This is a genomic window from Rubrivirga litoralis (assembly GCF_031846415.1).
Lineage (GTDB): Bacteria > Bacteroidota > Rhodothermia > Rhodothermales > Rubricoccaceae > Rubrivirga > Rubrivirga litoralis.
Window position 1 is genome coordinate 1 of sequence record NZ_JAVRHT010000036.1, and the last position, 22,095, is coordinate 22,095.

The window sequence follows — 22,095 nt, forward strand, 5'->3', positions numbered from 1 at the left end:
CAGCGGGCAGCGGGCAGCGGGCAGCGGGCAGCGGGCAAAAGATGCACCACCCCGCCCGCAGAACGCGAGGGCGGGGCAGACGCCGTAGCGGCGTTGCATGCAACGCCGTCGGGCAACGCCGTCGGACCGCGGCGCCCAGGCGGGGCGGGCGTAGCGGGCGGGCCATCACCTGACCCTAAACAGATCGCTGAGCTACCCAGCAGCCTCGCCGCTGCACGCGACGGCGCTACGGACGTCGGAGCGGCCCCACCCCGCCCGCGCAGGCGAGGGCGGGGCGGTCGCCTTGCCAAGCAGACACAGGGCGGGGCCGGACGTCCCACCACAGGCACCCGACCCCGCGAGCGCGCTGCGATTCCAGAGAAAGGGCTCTCCGAGGAGAGGCCAGTCCAGAGAGCCCCAGGCGCCGCCGACGAAGATAGGATCGGCCGGCTCCCCGAGAACCTTAACAGGAACATGCGCTACCGGACCGCCCGGACCGGGCGTATCCCCAGGCCGCGTAAGGCAGAGGCGACGGTCCCGCCCCGCGCGCGGGCGTCATCGAGTCCGCGGAGTCCGCCCCGCCCTCCGGGTCCGCCGCCCGGATCGGCGTGCGATTTCCCGTCGAGAATCGGGGAAGCGGGCGGGGTGGCGGACCCTTTACGCGCGTCCGCCCCGTTCTGGGCCGACCTTCCCGGGACGCCCCGCCCCCATGACGCGCATCATCGACTACGGCATCGGCAACCTCCGCTCGCTCGCCAAGGCGTTCGAGGCCGCCGGCGTGCCCGTCGAGCGGACCGACGACGCGGACGCGCTCCGCGATGCCGAGCGGCTCGTGCTCCCGGGCGTCGGCGCGTTCGGAGCATGCGCCGACGCGCTCGCCGCGCGTGGGCTCGACCGGCTCGTCCGCGAGCGGGCCGCGGCCGGCGTGCCCGTCCTGGGCGTGTGCGTCGGGATGCAGCTCCTGTTCGACGCTTCGGAAGAGCGGCCCCACGCCGACGGGACCGAGCACGCGGGGCTGGGCCTGCTCCCCGGCCGGGTCGTCCGCTTCGACGGGCGGGGCGGGGCGGACGGGCGGGGCGGCGGCCGGCGTCTGAAGGTGCCGCACATGGGCTGGAACCGGCTCCACCGGCAGGCCGCGCACCCGGTCCTCGGCCAGGGCACGCTCCCCCACGTCTACTTTGTTCACTCGTACCACGCCCGCCCCGCCCGCGCCTCCGACGTGCTGGCGACGGTCGACTACGGCGGCCCGGTGCCGGCCGTCGTCGGCCGCGGCAGCCTGGTCGGCGTCCAGTTCCACCCCGAGAAGAGCGCGGACGGCGGGCTCGCGCTGCTCCGCCGGTTCGCCGAGTGGGCGCCCGCGCCCGTCCCCGCCTAGCCACCCCGCCCGCCGGGCCTGTCCATGCTCTTGATTCCCGCGATTGACTTGCGAGGCGGCCGGTGCGTCCGGCTCCGGCAAGGCCGCTACGACGACGAGACCGTCTACTTCGACGACCCGGTCCGCATGGCGAAGCTGTGGCGGGTCATGAACGCCCGCGTGCTCCACCTCGTCGACCTAGACGCGGCGCGCGTCTCGGAGGGGCCGCCGGCCGAGGACAACCGCGACGTCATCGCGCGCGTGGCGGCGGGGCTCGACATCCCGGTCCAGGTCGGCGGCGGCGTCCGCACGCTCGACGACGTGCAGGCCATGCTCGACCTGGGCGTCTACCGCGTGGTCCTGGGCACGGCCGCCGTCCGCGAGCCGGACCTGGTGTCGGAGGCCGTGGCGCGCTTCGGCGACCGGCGCATCGTGGTCGGCATCGACGCCCGCGACGGCGAGGTGCGGACGGCGGGGTGGGAAGAGGGCTCGGGGCGGAGCGCGGTCGAGTTCGCCGTCGAGATGGAGCGCCGGGGCGTCCGCCGCGTGGTCTACACCGACATCGCCCGCGACGGGACGCTCGAAGGGCCGAACGTGGCCGCCTACCGCGAGATGGGCGCCGCGCTCCAGAAGGCGAAGATCACGGCCTCGGGCGGGGTGGGCGGCTACCGCGACCTGCTCGCGCTCCAGGCCCTCGACGGCGTCGGCGTGGACTCAGTGGTCGTCGGCCGCGCGCTCTACGAAAACCAGTTCCCCTGCCAGCAGTTCTGGTGCTGGCACCGCAAGGACGAGGTGGACCTGGAGCGGTTCTCGTCGGCCCGCCTCGCCCTCCGAGGCTAGGTACGGGGTACCGGGTACTGGGTACCCTCGCTCCGTACCTCGTACCCTGTACCTCGTACCCTGTAGCCGTGTTAGCCAAGCGCATCGTCCCCTGCCTCGACGTCCACGACGGGCGCGTGGTGAAGGGCGTCCAGTTCGTGGACCTTGTCGACGCGGGCGACCCCGTCGAGCAGGCCCGGTTCTACAACGCGTCGGGGGCCGACGAGCTTGTCTTCCTCGACATCACGGCGACCCACGAGGGCCGCGCGACCATGCGCGACGTGGTCCGCCGGACGGCCGACGAGGTGTTCATCCCGCTGACGGTCGGGGGCGGGGTGCGGACGGTCGACGACATGCGGGCCATGCTGGAGGCCGGGGCCGACAAGGTGTCGGTCAACTCGGCCGCCCTCGCGGACCCGGCCCTTCTCGCACGCGGGGCCGACGCTTTTGGCGCGCAGTGCGTCGTGCTCGCCATCGACGCCAAGCGGACCGGGCAGACCGAGAGCGGGTGGGAGGTGTTCACGCACGGCGGCCGCCGGGCGACGGGCCTGGACGCCCTCGCCTGGGCCGTCGCCGGCGCCGAGGGCGGGGCGGGCGAGCTCCTGGTGACGAGCATGGACCGCGACGGGACGCGCGCGGGCTACGACCTCGACCTGCTCCGCGCGCTCGACGACCGCGTCTCGGTCCCGGTCATCGCCTCGGGCGGGGCGGGCGGGCTCGACGACCTCCGCGCCGGGCTCGTGGACGGCCGCGCCGACGCCGTGCTCGCCGCCTCCATGTTCCACTTCCGCGAGACGACGGTCGCCGACGCCAAGGCGTACCTGGCCGCGGCCGGCGTGGAGGTCCGCCCGGCCGAAGACCGCCCCGCCCCGGCTGGCTCTGACCGCCCCGACCTCCCCGCCCTGGCATGAGCGCGAACGAGACGGGTCTGCGGATGCTCCGCACGGCGCTCGGCGTCGTGCTCGCGTTCATCGTGGCCGCCGGCGGGTGGCTCGCGTGGGCGGCGGCGACGAACCCGGACGTCCGCCTCAAGCAGCCGAAGTGGGTCGAGGGCGGGTTCGACCACTCGTTCTGGATCCCGGTCCTGGTCGTGACCGTGGGCGGGGCGGTCCTGGTCGGCGCCGTGCTGTGGACGGCGTACCGGCGCATGCGGGCGGGCGAGGATCTTTACGAAGGCCGCTTCGGGCGGGGCGTCCGCCGCCGCGGCGAGCGGGGGCTGGAGGAGGAGTAGCGGGCGGGGCGGCGTCGCAGCCCGTCATCGGGCAGGGCGGCCTTCGAGGAGCCGGCCGAGAGTGTCGCCCACGGCGCCGAGAGCCGCCGCGTAGACGCCCGGCGCCTCGCTCTCACGCGGGCCCGCCACGTTCAGCGTCCGCGCGCCGTGCGCGCGGACCCAGGCGACCACCCCGCCCGTGTCGAACCCGCCCGCGGTGCCGGGGCGGGGCGGGACGACGAGCACCGGGCGGCCCAGCGTGCGGGCAGCGCGGACCGTGAGCGCCGTCCCGCCCTCCACCCCGCCCCGCCCGCCGGGCGCGAGCACGAGCGTGGCGTCGCTGTCGCGGACGTTGAGGCGCGTCCGCTCGGCGGGGTCGGCCGTGGCCGTTTCGACGAGCGGGTAGCGGTTGGGGACCGGCCCGTCCTCGGCCCACCGCCCCGCCGGGCACCACCCGCCGACGGCGACGCCGAGCGCGAGGGCAGCGTCGAGGGCCGCGCGGTCGACGCCGGTCTGACCGCCGGAGACAACGCGAAAGACGGACAGCAGGCGGGCGGGGCGGTCGGTCACGGCAGCAGGCGGACAGGGCGGGGCGGGCCTGTGCAGACCACCCCGCCCGCGGGGGCACCGGGCGGGGCGGCGCTGTGGCCTCGGCACGCGGAGCGGCGGCACGTCGTTTGAACGATCCTCGCCGTCCCCCCGTTCGCCCGGCTCCACCGCCACCGCCATGCGCATCTCCACGCTTCCCCGCACGCTGGGGCTCGTCGCCCTACTCACCAGCGTCCTCTTTGGTGGACGCGCCGAGGCCCAGGCCTCGCCCGAGTCCGTCGCCCGCGAGCTCCAGACCCGCTACGGCCGGCTCGAGTCCATCCGCGCGCCGTTCGTCCAGACGGTCGGCCAGCAGAAGCTGCGTGGGACGCTCTCGGTCCGCGGCGACGCGTTCCGGCTTGACCTGGGCGACCAGGTGCTCGTCACCGACGGCCAGACGATGTGGTCGTACTCCGAGCCCGACGACCAGGTCGTGGTCCAGGCGTATGACCCCGCCCGCGTCGGCTTCTCGGTTGGCCAGTTGTTCACGGACTACCTCACCGTGTTCCGCGCGACCGGCGCCACGCGCGCCCGGATCGGCGGCGTACCGCACACGGTCCTCACGCTGCGCCCGCGCGAGTCGGGCTCGACCGTCCGCGACGTGACGCTCTACGTCCGCGACGTCGACGCCGTGCCCACGCGCGTCCGCGTGCACGACACGTCGGGGAGCACGCTCGCCTTCGACCTCCAGGACGTCGAGCGGAACGCGGACCTGCCGGCCTCGGCGTTCCGGTTCCAGGCCCCGCGCGGCACCGAGGTGGTCGACCTGCGGTGAGGGATAGGCGGTGAAGAGGAACTGCGGGGCGTGCCGAGCGGGCGGGGCGGCCTTATCCCTCCCGTCCCCGCTCCCACCCCGCGTGGATCGTTTGGTGCGGGGCCGCGTGTAGAGCGGCCCCGCACTCTTTTTGTGCCGCCCCGCCCGTGCCCCGCCTCCGGTCGCTCCTCCCCGCCCTCGCCAGCCTCGCGCTGGCGGCCGTGCTGCTGTGGCTGGCCCTCCGCGACGCCGACCTCGCCGGCGTCGGGCGCGCGCTCGCAGACGGAGCGTGGGGGTGGGTCATCCCGTTCGTGGCCGTCGGCGTGCTCTCGGTCGTCGTCCGCGCGTGGCGGTGGGGGCTGCTGATCGAGGCGCTCCCCTCGCGGCCCAGCGCGGACCTCCGGCTGACGACGGCGTCGGTCTTTATCGGCTACCTCGTCAACTACGCCGCGCCGCGCCTGGGCGAGGTGGCGCGGACGGCGAACGTGGCCCGGAACAGCGAGGCCACGTTCTCGGGCGTCTTGGGGACGGTCGTGGCCGAGCGGCTGCTCGACGTGGTCGCGCTCGCGCTCGCGCTGGGCGCCGTAGCGCTGACGTACGGCGGCCGCCTCGCGTCAGTCTGGGAGGCGTTCGCCGGCGGCGCCCGGGCGCTCGCCGGCTCGGTCCCGGTCGGGGCGGGGTGGGCCGGGCTCGCGTTCCTCGCAGTCGTCGTCGCCGGCGTCGTCGTGTGGCTCCGGCGGCGCTCCGGGGGCGGGGCGGGGCGCGTCCGGGCGCTGCTGGACTCGTTCCGCGACGGCCTCGTCTCGCTCGTGCGGACCGGCCGGCCGTGGGCGCTCCTGGGCTCGACGGTCCTCCTGTGGGCGTGCTACGTGCTCATGTCCGACCTCCCGCTCCGCATCCTCGGCCTCTCGGGCGCCTACGGCCTCGGGCTGGGCGACGCCGGCGCCATCATGGCCGTGGGCGGGGTGGGGATGGCCCTCCCCGCCCCGGGCGGGACGGGCTCGTTCCACTACGCGACCGTCCAGGCGCTCACGCTCCTGTTCGCCGTCGCGGCGACGCCGGCGGCCACGTACGCGATCCTGGTCCACGCGGCCGGCGTCGTGCTCTACTGCGCGTTCGGGGTGCTCGCGCTGGTGTGGCAGGGGACGAGCCTGCGCGACGTCCGGGCCGAGGCCCGGGAGGCGGCGGCGCCGTGAACCGAGCGGGGTGGATCGCAGCGGGCGTCTTGGTCGCCATCGTCGTCGGACTGGTCGCCCTGTGGGGCGTAGCCGACCGCGGGCCGTTTGCGGCGCTCGCGGCCGAGCGCGTCGCGGTGCACAACGCCGAGGCCGGGCGGCTCGACACGCTCCGCCTGCGCGGCCGCGTGGTCACGGCGTCGGTCGGCGGGACCGTGGTTCAGATCGACCCCGACGACCGCGTGTGGCTCGATCTGGGCGACGGCGCGTTCCCGCTCCGCGTGCCCGGCGGCGACTCGCTGGCCGTCCGCGACCGGCTCCTCGCCGTCGGCCGCGTGCGCGGGCGGGGCGGCCTCCGGTGGCTCGACGTCGAGGCGTGGACGCGCGTGACGGCGTCGGTCCGGTAGCGTTCCCGGTTCAGGACGGCGTGGAACCGTTCGGGGTCCGGTGGGGACCGTTCGGGCAGTCGAGTTTCGGAGCGGCGTGGGCCGTGGGTACCGTATGTCCAGCGGCCCCGCCGTCCCCCCACCACCGTCTAGCAGAGCCCCCGCGACCGATGGAGATCACGTACGACCAGAACCCGCTCGGCGGCCTCATCTCGCCCGACGTCTACCAGATCCTCGAGGAGCACAACCTCCTGAACGAGAAGGGCGTGCGCGACTACCAAATCCGCCAGCAGTTCCGGTCCATGCGGGCCGACGAGGTGCCGGCGTACGAGGCCATCGAGGAGCTCCGCGAGCAGCACCCGTACCTCCAGTTCGACACGATCCGCAAGATCGTCTACGGCCTCCGGCGCCGGTCCTAACCTAGCGCCGACTCTCGGCGCTCCGCGCCGACCCGCCCCGCCCCACCCTCGGGCGCCGGCGGACGACGAGTCTCCCCAGGGTTGGGTGAGAAGCGGGCGCTGCGGCGCCCGATCAGAGGGAACGGCGGGGTGGCCTTCGGGTCGCCCCGCCGTTTTTTGTGGGCGGGGCGGTGGCGGCTCTGTACCAGTTCTGGAGGTTTGCGCCTCACCCGAGCCGCCCGCCCGTCCCGTCCACCACCCCTAGCCCCTCCTGTCCAGGAGGGGAACTCCTCTGGAGGCGTCGGAGCATGGGGCCAAAAACTAGCGATCTGGTATTATCGCCCGCGCACCGCCGCGAACAGCGCCACGCCCGCCGCCACCGACACGTTGAGCGATTCGGCCGGCCCGCGCAGCGGGATCTCCACCAGCACGTCGCAGACGGCGCGCACGCCCGGCCGGAGCCCCTTCCCCTCGTTCCCGACGACGACAGCCACGGCCCGGTCCCAGTCGTAGTCCCAGACCGTCGTCCGCTCCGGCCCCGCCCCGCCCGACGGCGGTCCAGCTTCGGCCGCCCCGCCCCCTTCAAGGCCGACGACCCAGTAGCCGCGCTCCTTCAGCGCGTGGAGCGCTTCGGCGAGGTTGCCGGCCCGGGCGATCGGGATCTGGAGCGCCGCGCCCGCGCTCGCCTTCACGGCGACGGCCGAGAGCGGGGCGGCGCGGCGCTCGGGCACGACCACGCCCGACACGCCGGCGCCGAGCGCGCTGCGCAGGATGGCCCCGAAGTTGCGCGGGTCCTCGACCTCGTCCAGCGCCACGAGCACCGGCTTCTGCGCACGCACGTCGTCCAGCGTCGGGGCAATCGCCGACAGCATCTCGTCCAGGTCCGCGTAGGCGACCGGCGCCACGACGGCGACGACGCCCTGGTGGGCGGCCTGCGGCGCGAGGCGGTCCACCTTCGGCTGCGGCACGTACTGGACGGGGACGTTGGCCGCCCGCGCCGCGTTGCGGATCGCGTCGATGGCGCTCCCGTGCGTGCCTTTCTGGAGCAGCACCTTCTCGACGCGGCCATCGCCCCGCTCCAGGGCCTCGCGGACGGGGTTGCGGCCGGCGACAACGTCGGTGCGGGAGTCTTGGGAGGGCACGGGGGACGGGGAAAGGGGAACGGGCAGAAAAAGCTGAACCGCACGGGCGGGGTGGGGACGGGCGGGGCGGCCTAGCCCTCCACCCCGCCCGCGAGCCCCTCCAGCCGGTCCGCGATCCAGCCGACGGCCGCCTCGTGCTCGGGCTTCATGAGCACGCTCCGCAACACGCGCGCGTGGTCGGCAGCCTGCCCTGAGGTCCCCGAAGGGTCGCGGGCGAGGGCGGGGAGGTGCGCCGCGAGGCGGTCGGCGTCGAGGCGGTAGAGCGAGAGGAAGAGCGGGTCGTCGGGGTCGGCCATGCCGGCCTCGAAGACCGCCCCGCTCCGGGCGTCGGTTTCGGACACGGACGCGGCGCGCGGGGCGTAGACGACGATGTCGGTCTCGGGCGCGAGCACGAGGTCGTAGGTGTCGGACGCGTCGAGCCGCCCCGCCAGCGCACGCGCCGCGCGAAGGCCAGCGGCGACGATGGGGCCGATTCCGCGCTCCGCCTCCAGGGGCAGCACGCGGAGCGTGAGCCACAGCGCGCCAGCCGCCGCGCCCGGCCGCGAGCACTCGAGGCTGATCTCGCCCAGGTGGAGCGCGTCCGACGTGAAGTAGGTGTAGGGCGAGTCGTGGCGGTAGTGCCGCCCGACGGACGGGTCGCGGAAAAGGACCGCCCCGCACCCGTACGGCTGGAGCCCGTGCTTGTGCGGGTCGACCACGACGGAGTCGGCGTCGGCGATCGCGCGGAAGTGGCGGGCCGGGAAGCCGGCGAGCGCCGCCCCGCCCGCGCCCTCCGCCCCGCCCGGTCCCGCCCCGCCCCGCCCGGCCGCCGAGGGCGGGGCGGCCAGCAGCCGGAAAAACCCGCCGTAGGCCGCGTCGACGTGGACGCGCGCGCCGTAGCGGCGGCACAGCGGGATCGCGTCCGCGATCGGGTCGACGGCGCCCAGGCCGGTCGTCGCCGCCGTCAGCACGACGGTCCCCACCCCGCCCCGTTTCAGCGTGTCTTCGAGCGCGTCCAGGTCGATGCGGCCGGCGTCGTCGGCGGCGACCGAGACCGCCTCGACGTCCAGGACGTGCGCCATACGCGCGTGCGTGTAGTGCGCCTCGGCCGAGTAGGCGACGGCCGCCCCGCCCGTCTCCTCGCGCGCCACGAAGAGCGCCTCCAGGTTGGCGACCGTGCCGCCGCCCGTGAGGTGGCCGAGCGCGTTAGAGGGGAAGCCGAACATCCGCGCGAGGTCCGCCACGACCTCCTTTTCCATGGCGCTCGTCGGCGGGCCGCCGTCGAGGGCGTGGTTGTTCGGGTTGATGCGCGCAGCGGCCGCGTAGGCCGCGAGGGCGACCGGGTGCGGCGGCTTCAGCATCTGCCCGGCGTAGCGCGCGTTCCCGAACGGGTACATCCCCGGCGCCTCGCCGCGCGGCGGGGCCGTCATCCGCCCGAGGTACTCCTCCAATGCCTCGCCCAGCGCGTCCTCGTCGACCTGGAGCGCGGGCGGGGTGGGCGCCTCGCCGAACGAGCGCTCCCAGCGGTCGATCTCGTCGTACGCCGTCTGGATCAGGGCGAGCGGGTCCGGGCTCATGCCGTCGCCGCCATCGCGGGCCGGGCCGTGGGCGGGGCGGTCACGCGCCGCGTCAGGAGCGCGAGCCCGACGAGCCCGGCGAGCATGAGGGCGACCGAGATGAGCTGCGACTGCGAGAGCCCGAACGCGACCTCGGGGTTGACGCGGATAAACTCGATCGCGAACCGCTCGGCGCCCGTAAACACGGCGTAGAGCGAGAACAGCCACCCCGCCCGGAACGGGTGCTTCCTGAGCAGCCACAGGACGCCGGCGAGCGCGGCGCATACGGCGAACTCGTAGAGCATGGTCGGGTAGACGCCGGTCGGGTTGGCGAGCGTGCAGACCTCGCCGCGGACCTGGGCATTGAACGTCACCGGGTCCATGCCGACGTAGGCGCGCGGGAACGTCTCGCTCCACAGGAAGCCCGGGATCCAGGACGGCTTGTTCGCCAGCGACGAGCACACGCCCCAGTCGCCGTCGCCCGAGAGGTAGCACCCGATCCGCCCGATCCCGTAGGCCAGGATGAGCCCGGGCGCCGTCGCGTCCATGAGCCGGCCCAGCTTGATCCCGCGCTTGTGGGCGTAGTAGAGGATCGCGGCGCCGGCGCAGATGAGGCCGCCGTAGAACGTGAGCCCGGACGCCGAGAACAGGAGCCGCGCCGGGTTGGCGACGAACTCGTCCCAGTAGTCGATGATGTGGAACAGCTTCGAGCCGATCACGCCGAACACGCCGGCCAGCGTCGCCATCGTCCACACGAGGGCCGACGGGCTTGCGAGCTCGACCCGGCTCCGCCCCTTCGCGTCCGTGACCGGCAGGCGGACCGGCCCGACCTCGCCGGCGGCGTACATCCGGTCCAGCTCGCGCTTCGCCAGCGCCGCCGCGGCCACGATCGCGAGCGCGACCAGGAGCCCGAACGAGTGGAGCGGGATCGGGAGCTCGAACCCGAACAGGTCGCGGGTGAGGTCGCTGATGCGGGGGTACATGGCGCGGGGGCAGGCCCGGGGGCGGGGCGGGCAAGGTAGAACGGGGCGGGGCGGCCGGGTGTTGGGGATCGGGGGAAGAGCCGCCGCCTCCCCACCCCGCCCGCGCTCGCCGGGCCGACCCACGCGCGGGGGCGGGGCGGTCGGGTGCGCCACCCCGCCCAGGTGGGTACAGGGTACCAGGTACGAGGTACGGTCTGATCTGGCTTCGGCGCGCGTACGTCGTACCGAGTACCCGGTACCTACCTCCACGCTGCTTTAGGGCGGGGCGGTCGGGCGGGGCGGGGCCGCCACGGCGAGGGCGGGGCGGGGCCGCCACGGCGAGGGCGGGGCGGCCGCCCCTACCCCGCCCCGCCCGCGAGCGTGACGGCGAGCGCAGCGATGGGCACCGCCCGCTGCGCGCCCGTCTCCAGGTCGCGCACCTGCGCCTCGCCCGCCGCCAGCTCGTCGTCGCCGACGATGACGGTGCGGGCGGCGCCCGAGCGGTCGGCCGCCCGCATCTGCGCCTTCATCGACCGGCCGCCCAACGCGAAGTCGACGCGCAGGCCGGCGGTGCGGAGCGTCTGCGCGATCCCGAACGTTGCCCGCTCGGCCGCCCCGCCCAGGGCGACCACGAACACGTCGGGCGGGGCGGTCTGGGGGAAGGCGTAGCCCTGGGCGTCGAGGGCCAGGAACAGGCGCTCGATGCCCGCCGCGAACCCGACGGCGGGCACGGGCTGCTTGCTCCCGACCGCCTCGGCCAGCCCGTCGTAGCGGCCGCCGGCGCCCAGCGCGCTCTGGGCGCCCAGCGCGTCGGACTCCAGCTCGAACACGGTCCGCGTGTAGTAGTCGAGGCCGCGGACGAGCCGCGGGTCCTCGACGTAGGGCACGCCCAGGCCGTCGAGGAGCGCCTTGACCTCGGCGTAGTGCTCGGCGGCCGCCCCGCCCACGAAGTCGGGGAGGCGCGGGGCGTCGGCCAGGAGCGCCTGCTCGGCGGGGTTCTTGGTGTCGAGGATGCGGAGCGGGTTGGTCTCCAGCCGCGCCCGGCTGGTTTCGGACAGGTCGGCGGCGTAGGGCTCGAAATAGTCGCGGAGCGCGTCGCGGTAGCGCGGGCGGTCGGCGGCGTCGCCCAGCGTGTTCAGGCGGAGCCGGGTGTCGCGGACGCCGAACGCGTCGTAGACGGCTCGGAGCGCGGCGACCGTCTCGGCGTCGGCGCGCGGGTCGTCCGACCCGATCAGCTCCGTCCCGAACTGGTGGAACTGGCGGAACCGCCCCTTCTGCGGGCGCTCGGCGCGGAAGCACGGGCCGACGTAGAACAGCCGCTGCGCGCCGCCCCGCTGCTCCAGGTGGTGCTCGAGGTAGGCCCGCATGACCGGGGCCGTCACCTCGGGCCGGAGCACGTAGGTCTCCTTCGTCCGCTCGACGACGAACATCTCTTTGGAGACGATGTCGGTCGTCGCCCCGACGCCGCGCGCGACGAGGTCGACGGGCTCTAGGACGGGCGTGCGGATCTCCTCGAACGCGAACCGCCCGAGCACGTCGCGCACCGTGGCCTCGACGTGGCGCCACGCGGCGCTCCCCGGCACGGTCATGCCGCCCGTGTCGTGGGCGTCGGGGAGGACGTCGAAGGTGCCGCGGATGGTTTGGAACGACATGGGGCGCACGGGCGGGGTGGCCTGGAAAGTGCCCCCGTCCCGCCCCGCCCCGCCGCGCGGACGGTGCGAAAATGGGGGGATGGGGGGATTGAGGGATGGGCAGAGGGACGGGACGGCCGGGGGCGGGACGGGCAGAGGTGGTCGGCTGGGGGCGGGGCGGCCGTTTGGTAGTAGGGACACGGCTTGCCGTGTCCGGCCGAGGGCGCCGCGGATGGCAGGACACGGCAAGCCGTGTCCCTACGGGTGCCCTACGGCCTCTAGAAATGCCCGCGTCGTCGCCTCGGCGTCCCACGCGAACAAGAGGCCCCCAGCGGCCGCCGCCCCGTGCGCCCCGACGATCCGGCAGATCCGCGCTCGGGGCGGGGTGACGCCGCCGAGCGCCAGGACGGGCACGCGCGCCTGCTCGGCCGCGAGGCGGACCAGGTCGATCCCGGCCGGCTCGGCGTCCGGGTGCGTCCGCGTTTGCCAGACGGGCGAGACCGTCACGTAGTCCGCCCCGCCCCCGCGGTCTGCGATCCGCCGGTTTGCGGTCTGTCGGTTTGCGACCCGCCCCGCCCGAGCGGCGTCGGCGCCCGAGTGGCACGAGAGGCCGACCGGGGCGTCCAGGCCGGCGGCGACGGCGTCCGCGAGCGACGCCCCGCGGCGGCCGACGTGGAGGCCCGCCCCGAGCGCCTGCGCCACGTCGAGCCGCCCGTGGACCGAGAGCGCGAGGGCGGGGCGGGCGCGCCGCAGGTCGGCCGCGAACGCCTCGGCGTGCTCCGCGAACGCGTCGGGCGGGGCGGCGTGGTCACGCAGCGACACCCAGGGCACGCCGGCCTCGACGCACGCGAGCGCGCGGTCCCGGATCGCTCCGGCGTCCAGCTCCGGTCGCCCCGACGCGAAGCCGTCGGCGATCAGGAGCAAGCGCGGGACCGCCCCGCCCCGCCCGGGCGGGGCGGCCTCGGGCGGAGTCGCTTCGGGCGGGGCGGGCACCTACTCGTCGACGGCCGGCACGTCGATGCGGCCGGCGCCGGGCGTCGAGGCCTGGGCGTAGAGCCGGCGCGGGATCCGCCCCGCCCGGCGTGCGAGGCGGCCGGCGGCGACGGCGTGGCCCACGGCGGCGGCCATGAGGGCGGGGTGCTCGGCGCCGGAGACGGCCGTGTTGAGGAGGACGCCGTCGTAGCCCAGCTCCATCGCCCGTGCCGCGTCCGACGCCGTCCCCAGTCCAGCGTCGACGACGAGCGGGACGTCGGGGAGCGTCTCGCGGATGATCCGGAGCACGTACGGGTTGACGAGCCCCATCCCGCTCCCGATGGGCGCGGCCAGCGGCATGACGGCCGCGCACCCGAGGTCGGCCAGGCGCCGCGCGGTGACGGGGTCGTCGCCGCAGTAGGCGAACACCTCGAACCCGTCGGCGACGAGGTCGGCGGCCGCCTTCAGCGTCTGGACGGCGTCGGGGTAGAGCGTCTCGTCGTCGCCGATGACTTCGAGCTTGACCCAGTCGGTCTCGAGCGCCTCGCGGGCGAGCTGCGCCGTGAGCACGGCCTCGCGGGCCGTGTAGCAGCCGGCCGTGTTGGGGAGCACGTGGAGCGCCCGCCCCGCCCGCTCTGCGTCGTCGCGGAGGGCGCGGAGCAGGCTCTGCTTTTCGCCCCCGAGGTCCGCCCGGCGGACCGACACCGTCGCGACCTCGGCGCCTGACGCCTTGACCGAGTCCAGGAGCGACTGGAGGCTGGGGTAGCGGCTGGTCCCGATGAGCACGCGGCTCCTCAACTCCACCCCGCCCACGGTCCACGGGTCGTCCTCTCCGCCCTGGTCTGTGGGGGCGGGGTGGGTCGGGGCGGCTACAACGTCTTCAGCGTTCATCGTTCAACATTCAGCGTTCTTTACCCGCCCTGGGCGGCCGTCACGATCTCGACGCTGTCGCCCTCGGCGACCGGCGTGGCGTCCCACTCGCTCCGGCGGACGACGCGGTCGCCGAGCGCGACGGCCACGCCGGTCTGCTCGGGGTCGCGGCCGACGTGTTCGAGGAGGGCGCGGACGGTGAGGCCGTTGGGGACCTCGCGGCGTTCGCCGTTGACGTGGAGCGTGGGCATGGGCGGGGTGGAGGGATGAGGAGGAATGCGGGATTGAGGAATGAGCGGGCGGGGCGGCGGAGGCACGTTTGCCTAGTCCCTCCATGCCTCTTCCATCCCGCATCCCTCACCGAAACCGTCTCGGTGAGAACGGGGCCAGGAGCGGGCGGGTTTCGGCCTCCCCGCCCCGCCCCGCCCCGCCCGCTTCGAGGAGCGCGTCGACCTCGGCCGCCACCTCGTCGGCGACGACGGGCGCGAGGAGCACGCCGTGCCGGTACTGTCCCGTCGCGTAGACGACGCCCGCGTGCTCGGAGCGGCCCAGGAGCGGGCCGTGGTCGCGGCTCGCCGGCCGGTGGCCGACCCACGTCTCGACGAGCTCCATCTCCTCGACGGCCGGCACGAGCGGCACGGCGCCTTCGAGCAGCCGGTAGAGGCCGCCCGCCGTGACCGCCGCGTCCCACCCGCGCTCCTCCGACGTCCCCCCGACCACGAGCCGGCCGTCGGCCTTGGGCACGAGGTAGGCGTCCGGCCCGCGGACCACGTGGCGGAGCGTGAGGGCGTCGGTCATCCGCAGCGAGAGCGCCTGCCCCTTGACCGGGCGCACGGGCGGGGCGGGCGTGAGGCCGCCCACCGCCCCGCTCCACGCGCCGGCGGCGAGCACGACCACGCCGGCCTCGACGCGCTCCGCCCCGCCCGGCTCCGACTCGCCCGAGTCCGCCCCGCCCGGTTCGCGTGTGACGGAGAGGGCGGGGCGGTCGCCGGGGCGCGAACCGCCGGGCTCGACGGCCGTCACGTGGGCGCCCTCGTGGACCTCGACGCCCGCGCCTTCGGCCGCCACGCGAAGGGCGTCGACGAGCGCGCGGTTGTCGACCTGGTGGCCGTCGGGCGACCACACGGCGGCGGGGAGGCGCGGCGAGAGGAGCGGCTCGCGCTCGGCGGCCTCGTCGCCCGTCAGCCACTCGACGGCCGCGCCGTGCTCGGTCTGGAACCGGAACAGCCGGCGGAGCGCGCGGGCCGCGTCGCGGTCGTCGGCCACGACGAACGTGCCGTCGGTCCGGTACCCGACGCCGCGGCCGCTCGCCGCCTCGACCTCGGCGGCGAACGCGGGCCACCGCGCGAGGCTCTCGTGCCCCAGCGCGTACAGGTCGAGCTCCTCGAAGCCCGCCTCGGCGTCCGGCGCGAGCATCCCGGCCGCGGCCCACGACGCGCCCCGCCCCGCCCGCCCGCGCTCGAAGAGCGCCACGCGGCGGCCGCGCTGGGCGAGCCGCCACGCGACGCCCAGGCCGGCCACCCCGCCCCCGACGACCGCGACGTCTACGTTGTCCATGTGTGCTGCGCTGCGAGCGGCACCGTACGGGCGGCGCGGCGCGCCTGATCCGGGGAATGGGTACGAGGTACGAGGTACGGTCGTGCGGCGGGCGGGGCGGCGCTGCCGGGCGGGGTGGGAGACGGCCGGACGAATACCCGCCGCCGCCCGAGACCGCCCCGCCCGACGCGTACCCTGTACCGAGTACCCCGTACCCCACAATCCAACCGATGCCCCTCCCCGCCCGCACCGACGTCGTGGTCGCCGGCGCCGGCCTCGCCGGGGCGTGCGCGGCGCTCGTGCTCAGCCGGAGCCGCCGCGTCATGGTCGTCGGCGACGGGAGGCCCGGCGCGAGCGGGGCGGCGGCCGGGCTCGTCAACCCGTTCATGGGGCGGAAGGCGAAGCCGGCGTGGCGGATGGACGAGGCGCTCCGCGCCCTCGGCACGCTCCTGGACGACGCCGGCGCCGGCGCCCTCGTCTCGCGCACCGGCGTCGTGCGCCCGGCCGCCGCCCCGTCCCAGGCCGCGACGTTCCAGGAGCGGGCCGCCGAGCACGCGGGCGCGCTGGAGTGGCTGAGCCCGGCGGCCGCGGCCGAGCGGTTCCCGGCCGTCGCCGCCCCGCTCGGCGCGCTCGTCGTCGGGCGGGGCGGGCACGTCGAGGTCGGTGCGCTCGCCGCCGCGTTCGTGCGGGCGGCCGAGGCGCGGGGCGCCGCGCGCGCGCGCGCGCGGCTGCTCGGGTGGCGGAGCGAGCCGGGCGGACCCGACGCGGACGGGGTGGCTTCGCCGTCCCCTCCGGGGGTGGTCGTCCAGACGGACGCCGGCGACGTCCGGGCGCGGCACCTCGTCCTGTGCCTGGGCGACGGCGCGCGGCACCTCCCCGCCCTCGCGGCCCTGGGGCTCCACCGCGTCAAGGGCCAGACGGTCCGCCTGGAGCGCCCCGACGCGCTGCCGCCGGGCCACCCCGCCGTCGCGGGGCGCGGCTACGTGGTGCCGCAGGCCGACGCGGGCGGACCCGACGCGGGCGGACCCGACGCGGGCGGGGTGGTCGTGGGCGCCACGTTCGAGCACGCGTTCGAGAGCGACGCGCCGGACCCGGCGCTCGACGCCGGACTCGTCGCGCAGGCCGCCGCGCTCGTGCCCGCGCTGGGCGGGGCGGCCGTCCTGGGACGCCGGGCGGGCGTCCGCCTGACGGTGCCCGCGGCGGTGGCGCCGGGGCGGCTCCCGCTGGCGGGTCCGCTCACGGGCTGCGTGTGGGTATTTACCGGCCTCGGCGCGAAGGGGTTGATGACCGCCCCGCTCCTGGCGCTCGCGCTCCCGGACGCGCTCGACGGCCGCCCAGCTCGTGATCCCACGCTCTGGCGGCTCCCGCCGGCGGTCGCCGCGGCGCTCGGCCGAACCGGGCGGGGCGGCACCTCGTAGTCGGGGGAGAGCCGAGCGGGCGGGCCGGCTCCGCCCCCTATCTTTCCCCCTCCCCTCTCTGCCCCCGACGATGCCCGACACCCTGACCCAGATCGAAGAGTACCTCGGCTCCGAGGCCGACTCGCTCCTCGGCTTCGACGCGCCCAAGATCTCGAAGGACCAGCTCCACGTCCCCGGCCCCGACTGGGTGGACCGCGTCTTCCGCGCCTCGGACCGCCCGATCCCCGTGCTCCGCTCGCTCCAGCAGCTGTACGACGCCGGGCGCCTGGGCGGGACGGGCTACCTCTCGATCCTCCCCGTCGACCAGGGCATCGAGCACTCGGCCGGCGCGTCGTTCGCCAAGAACCCGGCCTACTTCGACCCCGAGAAGATCGTCGAGCTCGCCATCGAGGGCGGCTGCAACGCGGTCGCCTCGACGTACGGGGCGCTCGGGATGGTCGCGCGGAAGTACGCGCACAAGATCCCGTTCATCCTCAAGATCAACCACAACGAGCTGCTCACCTTCCCGAACACGTACGACCAGATCCTGTACGCCCGGGTCGAGGAGGCCCGCGACATGGGCTGCGTCGCGATCGGGGCCACGATCTACTTCGGCTCCGACGGCTCGGGCCGCCAGATCCAGGAGGTCTCGAAGGCCTTTGCGCGCGCCCACGAGCTGGGGCTCGCCACGGTCCTCTGGTGCTACCTCCGCAACAGCGGGTTCACCGTCGACGGCACGAACTACGAGGCGGCGGCCGACCTCACGGGCCAGGCCGACCACATCGGCGCGACGCTCGAGGCCGACATCCTCAAGCAGAAGCAGCCGACCACGAACGGCGGCTACAAGGCGCTGAACTCGGGCGACAGCTCCTACGGCAAGCTCGACGAGCGGATCTACACCGAGCTCGCGAGCGACCACCCCATCGACCTCACGCGCTACCAGGTGGCCAACGGGTTCATGGGCCGGGCCGGCACCATCAACTCGGGCGGCGGCTCGGGCAAAGACGACTTCGGCCAGGCTGTCCGCACGGCGGTCATCAACAAGCGCGCGGGCGGGATGGGCCTCATCTCGGGCCGCAAGGCGTTCCAGCGCCCGACGGCCGACGGCGTCAAGCTCCTCAACGCGATCCAGGACGTGTACCTCTCGGACGAGGTCACGGTCGCCTAGCGCCCACCCCGCCCCATCGACACGGGGACCCTGCCGCCGGGCGGGGTCCCCTTTCGTTTGCCGCCCCGCCCGATCCCGTCGCGGGCGGGGCGGCGGCTCGACCGCCCCGCCCGGGGCCACCGCCCTGCCGAAGCGGGCGGGGTGGCGCCTCCGCTGCCGCCCCGCCCTTCGGGTCCGATCTACTCCGCCGGGCGCTCGAACACCAGGATGTGCTGCTGCGGGAGCACGTCGCGGTTCTCGACGAACCGAAACCCGGCCGCCTCCACCTCGCGCCGGGCCTGCGCCTCGGTCATCTTGTGGAGCGGCTTGATGGGCACGTCGGGGTCCTCGGCCCGGTACTCGACGAGGACGAGCCGGCCGCCGGGGCGCGTGGCCTCGAAGATGCCGGCGAGCATCTCGCGCGGGTCCGAGAACTCGTGGTACGCGTCGACGACGAGCGTGAGGTCGGTCGACCGCGGGCGGAGGCCGGGCGAGGTCTCGGTGCCCAGGACCGGCGCCACGTTGCCGACGCCGTCCTCCCCGGCCCGCGCCTCGACGATCCGGAGCATCTCGGGCTGGATGTCGACGGCGTAGACGCGCCCCTCGGGGACGAGCGGGGCGAGCCGGAACGTGAAGTAGCCGGTCCCCGCGCCGAGGTCGGCCACGACGTCGTCGGGCGCGAGCCCCAGCGCCTGCACCAGGAGGGCCGGGCGCTCCTCGCGCTCGCGGTCGGGGCGCTCGAGCCACGCCGCCCCGCGGTGGCTCATCACGCGCGCGATCTCGCGGCCGAGGTAGTAGCGGCCGGTCCCGTCGGCCGAGCGCGGGCCGGCCTCGTAGACGACGGCCTCGTCCTGGGAGAACGCTCTTGCCGCCGCGCGAGGGGCGGCCGGCTCCACGAGGCGGGCGCCCTCGGCGGGCGGGGCGGCCGGCGACTGCGCGAGGCACCCGGGCACCGCGAGCGCGGCGGCGAGGAGGACGAGGACACGCCCCGGGAGCGGGATCAACGACATGGGCGGGCGGGGCGGCGGGGACGGTGAGGCCGCGCAGACGCGGGGTGGAGTCACAACGGCGCGCGGACCGCGCCCGTGCCCCGAGCGCCGCCCCGCCCGATGGCTACACGACCGGGTGGACCACGCGGGGCGGGGCGATCGGGAGCGGCCGGGCCACGTCGTCCGCCGTCGGGACGCCCGACGTGCCGGCCTGGGCGTACGGCTCCTGGAGCTCGACCGACGGCGTGTCCTTCCCACGCTTCGAGCGGATGTTCAGGAACTCGACGATGAGCGAGAACGCCATCGCGCTGTAGATGTAGCCCTTCGAGATGTGCTGGCCCATCCCCTCGGCCACGAGCGTGACGCCGATGAGGATGAGGAACGCGAGCGCGAGCATCTTCACCGTCGGGTGGCGGTGGACGAAGTTCGAGATCGGCCCGGCGCCCAGCATCATCACCCCGACGGCGATGACGACGGCGATGATCATGACGGCGATGTCGTCGGCCATGCCGACGGCCGTGATGACGGAGTCCAGCGAGAACACGAGGTCGAGCAGCGCGATCTGGATGAGCACGCTCCCCATCGTAGCCGCCTTCGGCTTCGCGGCCGCGTGCTCGCCGTCGCCTTCCAGCTTGTTGTGGATCTCGTGCGTCGCCTTGCCGACGAGGAAGATGCCGCCGAGGAGCAGGATGAGGTCGCGCCCGGTGATGGCCGTCGCGCTGGTCTCCGCGACGTCGCCGCCGCCGTGGCCCACGACGGCCTCGCCGGTCGCCTCGCCGACCGGCTGGAGGTCGGCGAGGAAGGGAAGCCAGTCGGCCACGTCGAACAGGACCGTCGTGAGCCCCATGACCCACGAGATCGAGAGGAGGAGCAGGATCCGCATCCCCATCGCGAGCGCCAGCCCGATCGTCCGGCCCTTCCCCTGCTGCTCCTCGGGGAGCCGGCCGGTGAGGATCGAGATGAAGATGATGTTGTCGATCCCGAGGACGATCTCGAGCGCGGTCAGCGTTCCGAGGGCGGCCCACGCGGCGGGGTCGGAGATCCAGTCGAACATGAAGGGCGGGCGGGGTGGGAGGAGCAGGCGCCGGAGGTTACGGCGCGGCAGCGGGCCGCGGACGCGCACCGCCCCGCCCACACCAGAGAGGACCCGTAGGGGCGACCGGCGGTCGCCCGCGTCCATCCGTGCCCGCCCCGCCCGCGGCCTCCACCCCGCCCGCAACGCGCGGGGGCGGGTCGGCGTCGGCGTCTGGCCCCGCCCGCCCGCAGCCCTGGGCGGGGCGGAGCCTCCAGGAACCTTTCGGCCGCCGCCCTGCCTACCCGCTCTACCCGCTCTACCCGCTCTACCCGCTCTACCCGCTCTACCCGCTCTACCCGCTCTACCCGCCCGGTATCTTCCGCCCCACCCCGCCCAGCCGCCCCGCCCGATGGCCGAGACGCCCGCCCCGCCCGCCGACCCGCTCGCCCACTACCCCGGGTGGGCGCGCGAGCTGGCTCGCCGCTACTTCACCAAGACGATCAACCAGTTCGTCGTGCACGGGAACGTCCGCGACCTCGTGCCTTCCCAGGACGGGCGGGGCGAGCGCGCGTACCTCCCGCTGCGGCAGTTCCTGGCCGACGACCTCTTCGCCGGCCGCGACGTCGTCGTGTTCTACGACCGCTCCGACGGCATCCACTTCCAGGACGCCGAGAGCCGCCGCGACTTTAGCCGGGCGCTCTCGGGCTACGACACGATTTTCGGGACCGAGTACGCGAAAAAGCTCCCCAAGGACCCCGCCCGCGTCTTCGCGCTCCTCGACAACTACTTCCGCCTGCGCCTGGCGGACGGGAAGCGGATCGCGTGCGTCGTCGACTACGCCGAGACCATCATCCCGATGTCGGAGGCGGCCAGCTACTCGACCGAGGACCGCGGCGCGCTCGTGACGCTCCAGAAGTGGGCGAACGACCCGCTCCTGCTCCGGGCCGACTTCACGCTCGTCCTCGTCGCCGAGAACCTGGGTGACCTGTCGCGCCCGTTCATCCAGAGCCCGTACAACGCCGAGCTGGAGGTCGGGCTGCCCGCCCTCGACCAGCGTCAGGCGTTCGTGTCGTGGTTCCTCTCCGCCGACGGCGCCCGCGCCCGCTACGACACGCTGAGCGACGTGCCCGACCTCGCGCTCGCCCAGAACACGGCCGGCCTGGGCTACGTCCAGCTCCGCTCGATCCTGGCCGACGTGCTGGAAAACGGGCGGCGGCTCACGTTCGAGACGCTCTCCGAGAAGAAGAAGGAGCTCATCGAGGCCGAGGCGTACGGGCTCCTCGAGTTCGTCGAGACGGACTACACGCTCGACATGGTCGCCGGCCACGCCGAGGCCAAGGACCACCTCCGCGCCGCGGCCGAGGCCATCAAGACCGGCCGCCCCGACGTCATGCCGATGGGCTACCTCGTGAGCGGGCCGGTCGGGACGGGCAAGACGTTCCTCGTGACCACCTTCGCGGGCGAGATCGGGATCCCGATGGTCAAGCTCAAGAACTTCCGCAGCCAGTGGCAGGGCGTGACCGAGGGGAACCTGGAGAAGATCCTCACGCTGCTCCGGGCCATGAACCCCGTCGCCGTCATGATCGACGAGGCCGACGCCGCGCTCGGCGACCGGAGCAGCCAGGGCGACTCGGGCGTGTCGAGCCGCGTGTTCGGCCAGATCGCGCAGGCCATGAGCGACACGCGCTACCGCGGCCGCATCATCTGGTTCTTGGTGACGGCCCGGCCCGACCTCATGCCGGTCGACCTCAAACGCCAGGGCCGCGCCGAGGAGCACATCGGCCTGTTCTACCCCTCGACGCGGGAGGACCGCGAAGAGCTGCTCCAGGTCATGATGCGGAAAACGGGCGTGGACCTGCCTCTAGACGACGTCCCCGAGGCGCTCCTTGACGGCGAGCGGACGTACTCGGGCGCCGACATGGAGGCGCTCCTCACGCGGGCCAAGTTCCGTGCCGCCACGCACGCGCTCGACGCGCCCCGCCCCGCCCCCGGCGGCGACGGGGCAGCCGGGGGCGGGGCGGTCGCGGAGGGCGGGGCGGTCACGGCCGACGTCCTGCAAGCGGTCGTCGACGACTTCGTGCCGCCGTCCTACCCGCTCCAGGTCGAGCTTCAGAACCTCGCGGCGGTCCTCGAGTGCACGAGCCTCTCGATGCTCCCCGAGCGCTTCCGCGCGCTCGACCGCGAAGCGACCACGCGCCGCGTCGCTGAGCTGAAGGGGCTCATCGGGGACCGCTGA

At 75.0% G+C, this 22,095-nt stretch carries 22 protein-coding genes; 11 read left to right on the plus strand and 11 right to left on the minus strand.

The window, feature by feature from the left end; translation table 11 throughout:
• Positions 1 to 688: 688 nt before the first annotated feature.
• The 4 genes from hisH (at position 689) to RM540_RS13280 (ending at position 3,383) form a co-directional block, all read left to right on the plus strand.
• Complete coding sequence (gene hisH, locus RM540_RS13265; RefSeq protein ID WP_311664886.1) at positions 689 to 1,354, plus strand: imidazole glycerol phosphate synthase subunit HisH; 666 nt, start codon at positions 689 to 691, stop codon at positions 1,352 to 1,354.
• 24 nt (positions 1,355 to 1,378) lie between these two features.
• Positions 1,379 to 2,173: a 1-(5-phosphoribosyl)-5-[(5-phosphoribosylamino)methylideneamino]imidazole-4-carboxamide isomerase gene (gene hisA / locus RM540_RS13270; RefSeq protein ID WP_311664888.1), complete on the plus strand. Its 795-nt coding sequence runs from the start codon at positions 1,379 to 1,381 to the stop codon at positions 2,171 to 2,173.
• 68 nt (positions 2,174 to 2,241) lie between these two features.
• On the plus strand, positions 2,242 to 3,063 hold the full coding sequence (gene hisF, locus RM540_RS13275; protein WP_311664890.1) for an imidazole glycerol phosphate synthase subunit HisF: 822 nt from the start codon (positions 2,242 to 2,244) through the stop codon (positions 3,061 to 3,063).
• Positions 3,060 to 3,383: a hypothetical protein gene (locus tag RM540_RS13280; RefSeq protein WP_311664892.1), complete on the plus strand. Its 324-nt coding sequence runs from the start codon at positions 3,060 to 3,062 to the stop codon at positions 3,381 to 3,383. The genes hisF and RM540_RS13280 overlap by 4 nt, the downstream gene beginning before the upstream one ends.
• 24 nt (positions 3,384 to 3,407) lie before the next feature.
• Here RM540_RS13280 and RM540_RS13285 read toward each other — a convergent pair whose 3' ends face one another.
• The gene (locus tag RM540_RS13285) at positions 3,408 to 3,932 is read right to left on the minus strand and encodes a putative molybdenum carrier protein (RefSeq protein WP_311664894.1); all 525 of its coding nucleotides are present in this window, start codon (positions 3,930 to 3,932) and stop codon (positions 3,408 to 3,410) included.
• Between the two features lie 157 nt (positions 3,933 to 4,089).
• Here RM540_RS13285 and RM540_RS13290 point away from each other — a divergent pair, with 157 nt between their 5' ends.
• From RM540_RS13290 to RM540_RS13305, 4 genes are all read left to right on the plus strand, one after another.
• The gene (locus RM540_RS13290; RefSeq protein WP_311664896.1) at positions 4,090 to 4,725 is read left to right on the plus strand and encodes a LolA family protein; all 636 of its coding nucleotides are present in this window, start codon (positions 4,090 to 4,092) and stop codon (positions 4,723 to 4,725) included.
• A 146-nt stretch (positions 4,726 to 4,871) separates the two neighbouring features.
• Complete coding sequence (locus tag RM540_RS13295; protein ID WP_311664899.1) at positions 4,872 to 5,900, plus strand: lysylphosphatidylglycerol synthase transmembrane domain-containing protein; 1,029 nt, start codon at positions 4,872 to 4,874, stop codon at positions 5,898 to 5,900.
• A gap of 29 nt (positions 5,901 to 5,929) precedes the next feature.
• Entirely contained in the window at positions 5,930 to 6,286 is a 357-nt protein-coding gene (locus RM540_RS13300; protein WP_311664902.1) for a hypothetical protein, read from the plus strand.
• 149 nt (positions 6,287 to 6,435) lie between these two features.
• A complete protein-coding gene (locus RM540_RS13305; RefSeq protein ID WP_311664905.1) occupies positions 6,436 to 6,684 on the plus strand; it encodes a hypothetical protein in 249 nt (82 codons plus the stop codon).
• Between the two features lie 314 nt (positions 6,685 to 6,998).
• Here RM540_RS13305 and rlmB read toward each other — a convergent pair whose 3' ends face one another.
• The 8 genes from rlmB to RM540_RS13345 form a co-directional block, all read right to left on the minus strand.
• A complete protein-coding gene (gene rlmB / locus RM540_RS13310; RefSeq protein WP_311664907.1) occupies positions 6,999 to 7,805 on the minus strand; it encodes a 23S rRNA (guanosine(2251)-2'-O)-methyltransferase RlmB in 807 nt (268 codons plus the stop codon).
• A gap of 71 nt (positions 7,806 to 7,876) precedes the next feature.
• A complete protein-coding gene (locus tag RM540_RS13315; protein ID WP_311664909.1) occupies positions 7,877 to 9,361 on the minus strand; it encodes a pyridoxal phosphate-dependent decarboxylase family protein in 1,485 nt (494 codons plus the stop codon).
• Positions 9,358 to 10,323, minus strand: a complete 966-nt coding sequence (locus tag RM540_RS13320; protein ID WP_311664911.1) for a prolipoprotein diacylglyceryl transferase — start codon at positions 10,321 to 10,323, stop codon at positions 9,358 to 9,360. The genes RM540_RS13315 and RM540_RS13320 overlap by 4 nt, the downstream gene beginning before the upstream one ends.
• A gap of 338 nt (positions 10,324 to 10,661) precedes the next feature.
• Positions 10,662 to 11,954: a histidine--tRNA ligase gene (gene hisS, locus RM540_RS13325; RefSeq protein ID WP_311664913.1), complete on the minus strand. Its 1,293-nt coding sequence runs from the start codon at positions 11,952 to 11,954 to the stop codon at positions 10,662 to 10,664.
• A gap of 237 nt (positions 11,955 to 12,191) precedes the next feature.
• Positions 12,192 to 12,926, minus strand: a complete 735-nt coding sequence (locus tag RM540_RS13330) for a thiamine phosphate synthase (protein WP_311664915.1) — start codon at positions 12,924 to 12,926, stop codon at positions 12,192 to 12,194.
• Positions 12,927 to 13,796 carry a thiazole synthase gene (locus tag RM540_RS13335; protein WP_311664917.1) on the minus strand — a complete coding sequence of 290 codons (870 nt, stop codon included), beginning with the start codon at positions 13,794 to 13,796 and terminating at the stop codon, positions 12,927 to 12,929. It lies immediately after the preceding gene.
• 20 nt (positions 13,797 to 13,816) lie between these two features.
• The gene (thiS, locus tag RM540_RS13340; protein WP_311664919.1) at positions 13,817 to 14,026 is read right to left on the minus strand and encodes a sulfur carrier protein ThiS; all 210 of its coding nucleotides are present in this window, start codon (positions 14,024 to 14,026) and stop codon (positions 13,817 to 13,819) included.
• Between the two features lie 106 nt (positions 14,027 to 14,132).
• The gene (locus tag RM540_RS13345; protein ID WP_311664921.1) at positions 14,133 to 15,332 is read right to left on the minus strand and encodes an FAD-dependent oxidoreductase; all 1,200 of its coding nucleotides are present in this window, start codon (positions 15,330 to 15,332) and stop codon (positions 14,133 to 14,135) included.
• A gap of 209 nt (positions 15,333 to 15,541) precedes the next feature.
• Between RM540_RS13345 and RM540_RS13350 the strand changes: the two genes are divergently transcribed.
• Together RM540_RS13350 and RM540_RS13355 are read left to right on the plus strand one after the other, a co-directional pair.
• On the plus strand, positions 15,542 to 16,729 hold the full coding sequence (locus RM540_RS13350; RefSeq protein WP_311664923.1) for an NAD(P)/FAD-dependent oxidoreductase: 1,188 nt from the start codon (positions 15,542 to 15,544) through the stop codon (positions 16,727 to 16,729).
• A gap of 70 nt (positions 16,730 to 16,799) precedes the next feature.
• Positions 16,800 to 17,876: a class I fructose-bisphosphate aldolase gene (locus RM540_RS13355; RefSeq protein ID WP_311664925.1), complete on the plus strand. Its 1,077-nt coding sequence runs from the start codon at positions 16,800 to 16,802 to the stop codon at positions 17,874 to 17,876.
• 179 nt (positions 17,877 to 18,055) lie between these two features.
• Here RM540_RS13355 and RM540_RS13360 read toward each other — a convergent pair whose 3' ends face one another.
• Together RM540_RS13360 and RM540_RS13365 are read right to left on the minus strand one after the other, a co-directional pair.
• Positions 18,056 to 18,865 carry a class I SAM-dependent methyltransferase gene (locus RM540_RS13360; RefSeq protein ID WP_311664927.1) on the minus strand — a complete coding sequence of 270 codons (810 nt, stop codon included), beginning with the start codon at positions 18,863 to 18,865 and terminating at the stop codon, positions 18,056 to 18,058.
• Between the two features lie 103 nt (positions 18,866 to 18,968).
• Positions 18,969 to 19,898, minus strand: coding sequence for a TerC family protein (locus RM540_RS13365; protein WP_311664929.1), 930 nt, complete (start codon positions 19,896 to 19,898; stop codon positions 18,969 to 18,971).
• A 370-nt stretch (positions 19,899 to 20,268) separates the two neighbouring features.
• Here RM540_RS13365 and RM540_RS13370 point away from each other — a divergent pair, with 370 nt between their 5' ends.
• Positions 20,269 to 22,095, plus strand: coding sequence for an ATP-binding protein (locus RM540_RS13370; protein WP_311664931.1), 1,827 nt, complete (start codon positions 20,269 to 20,271; stop codon positions 22,093 to 22,095).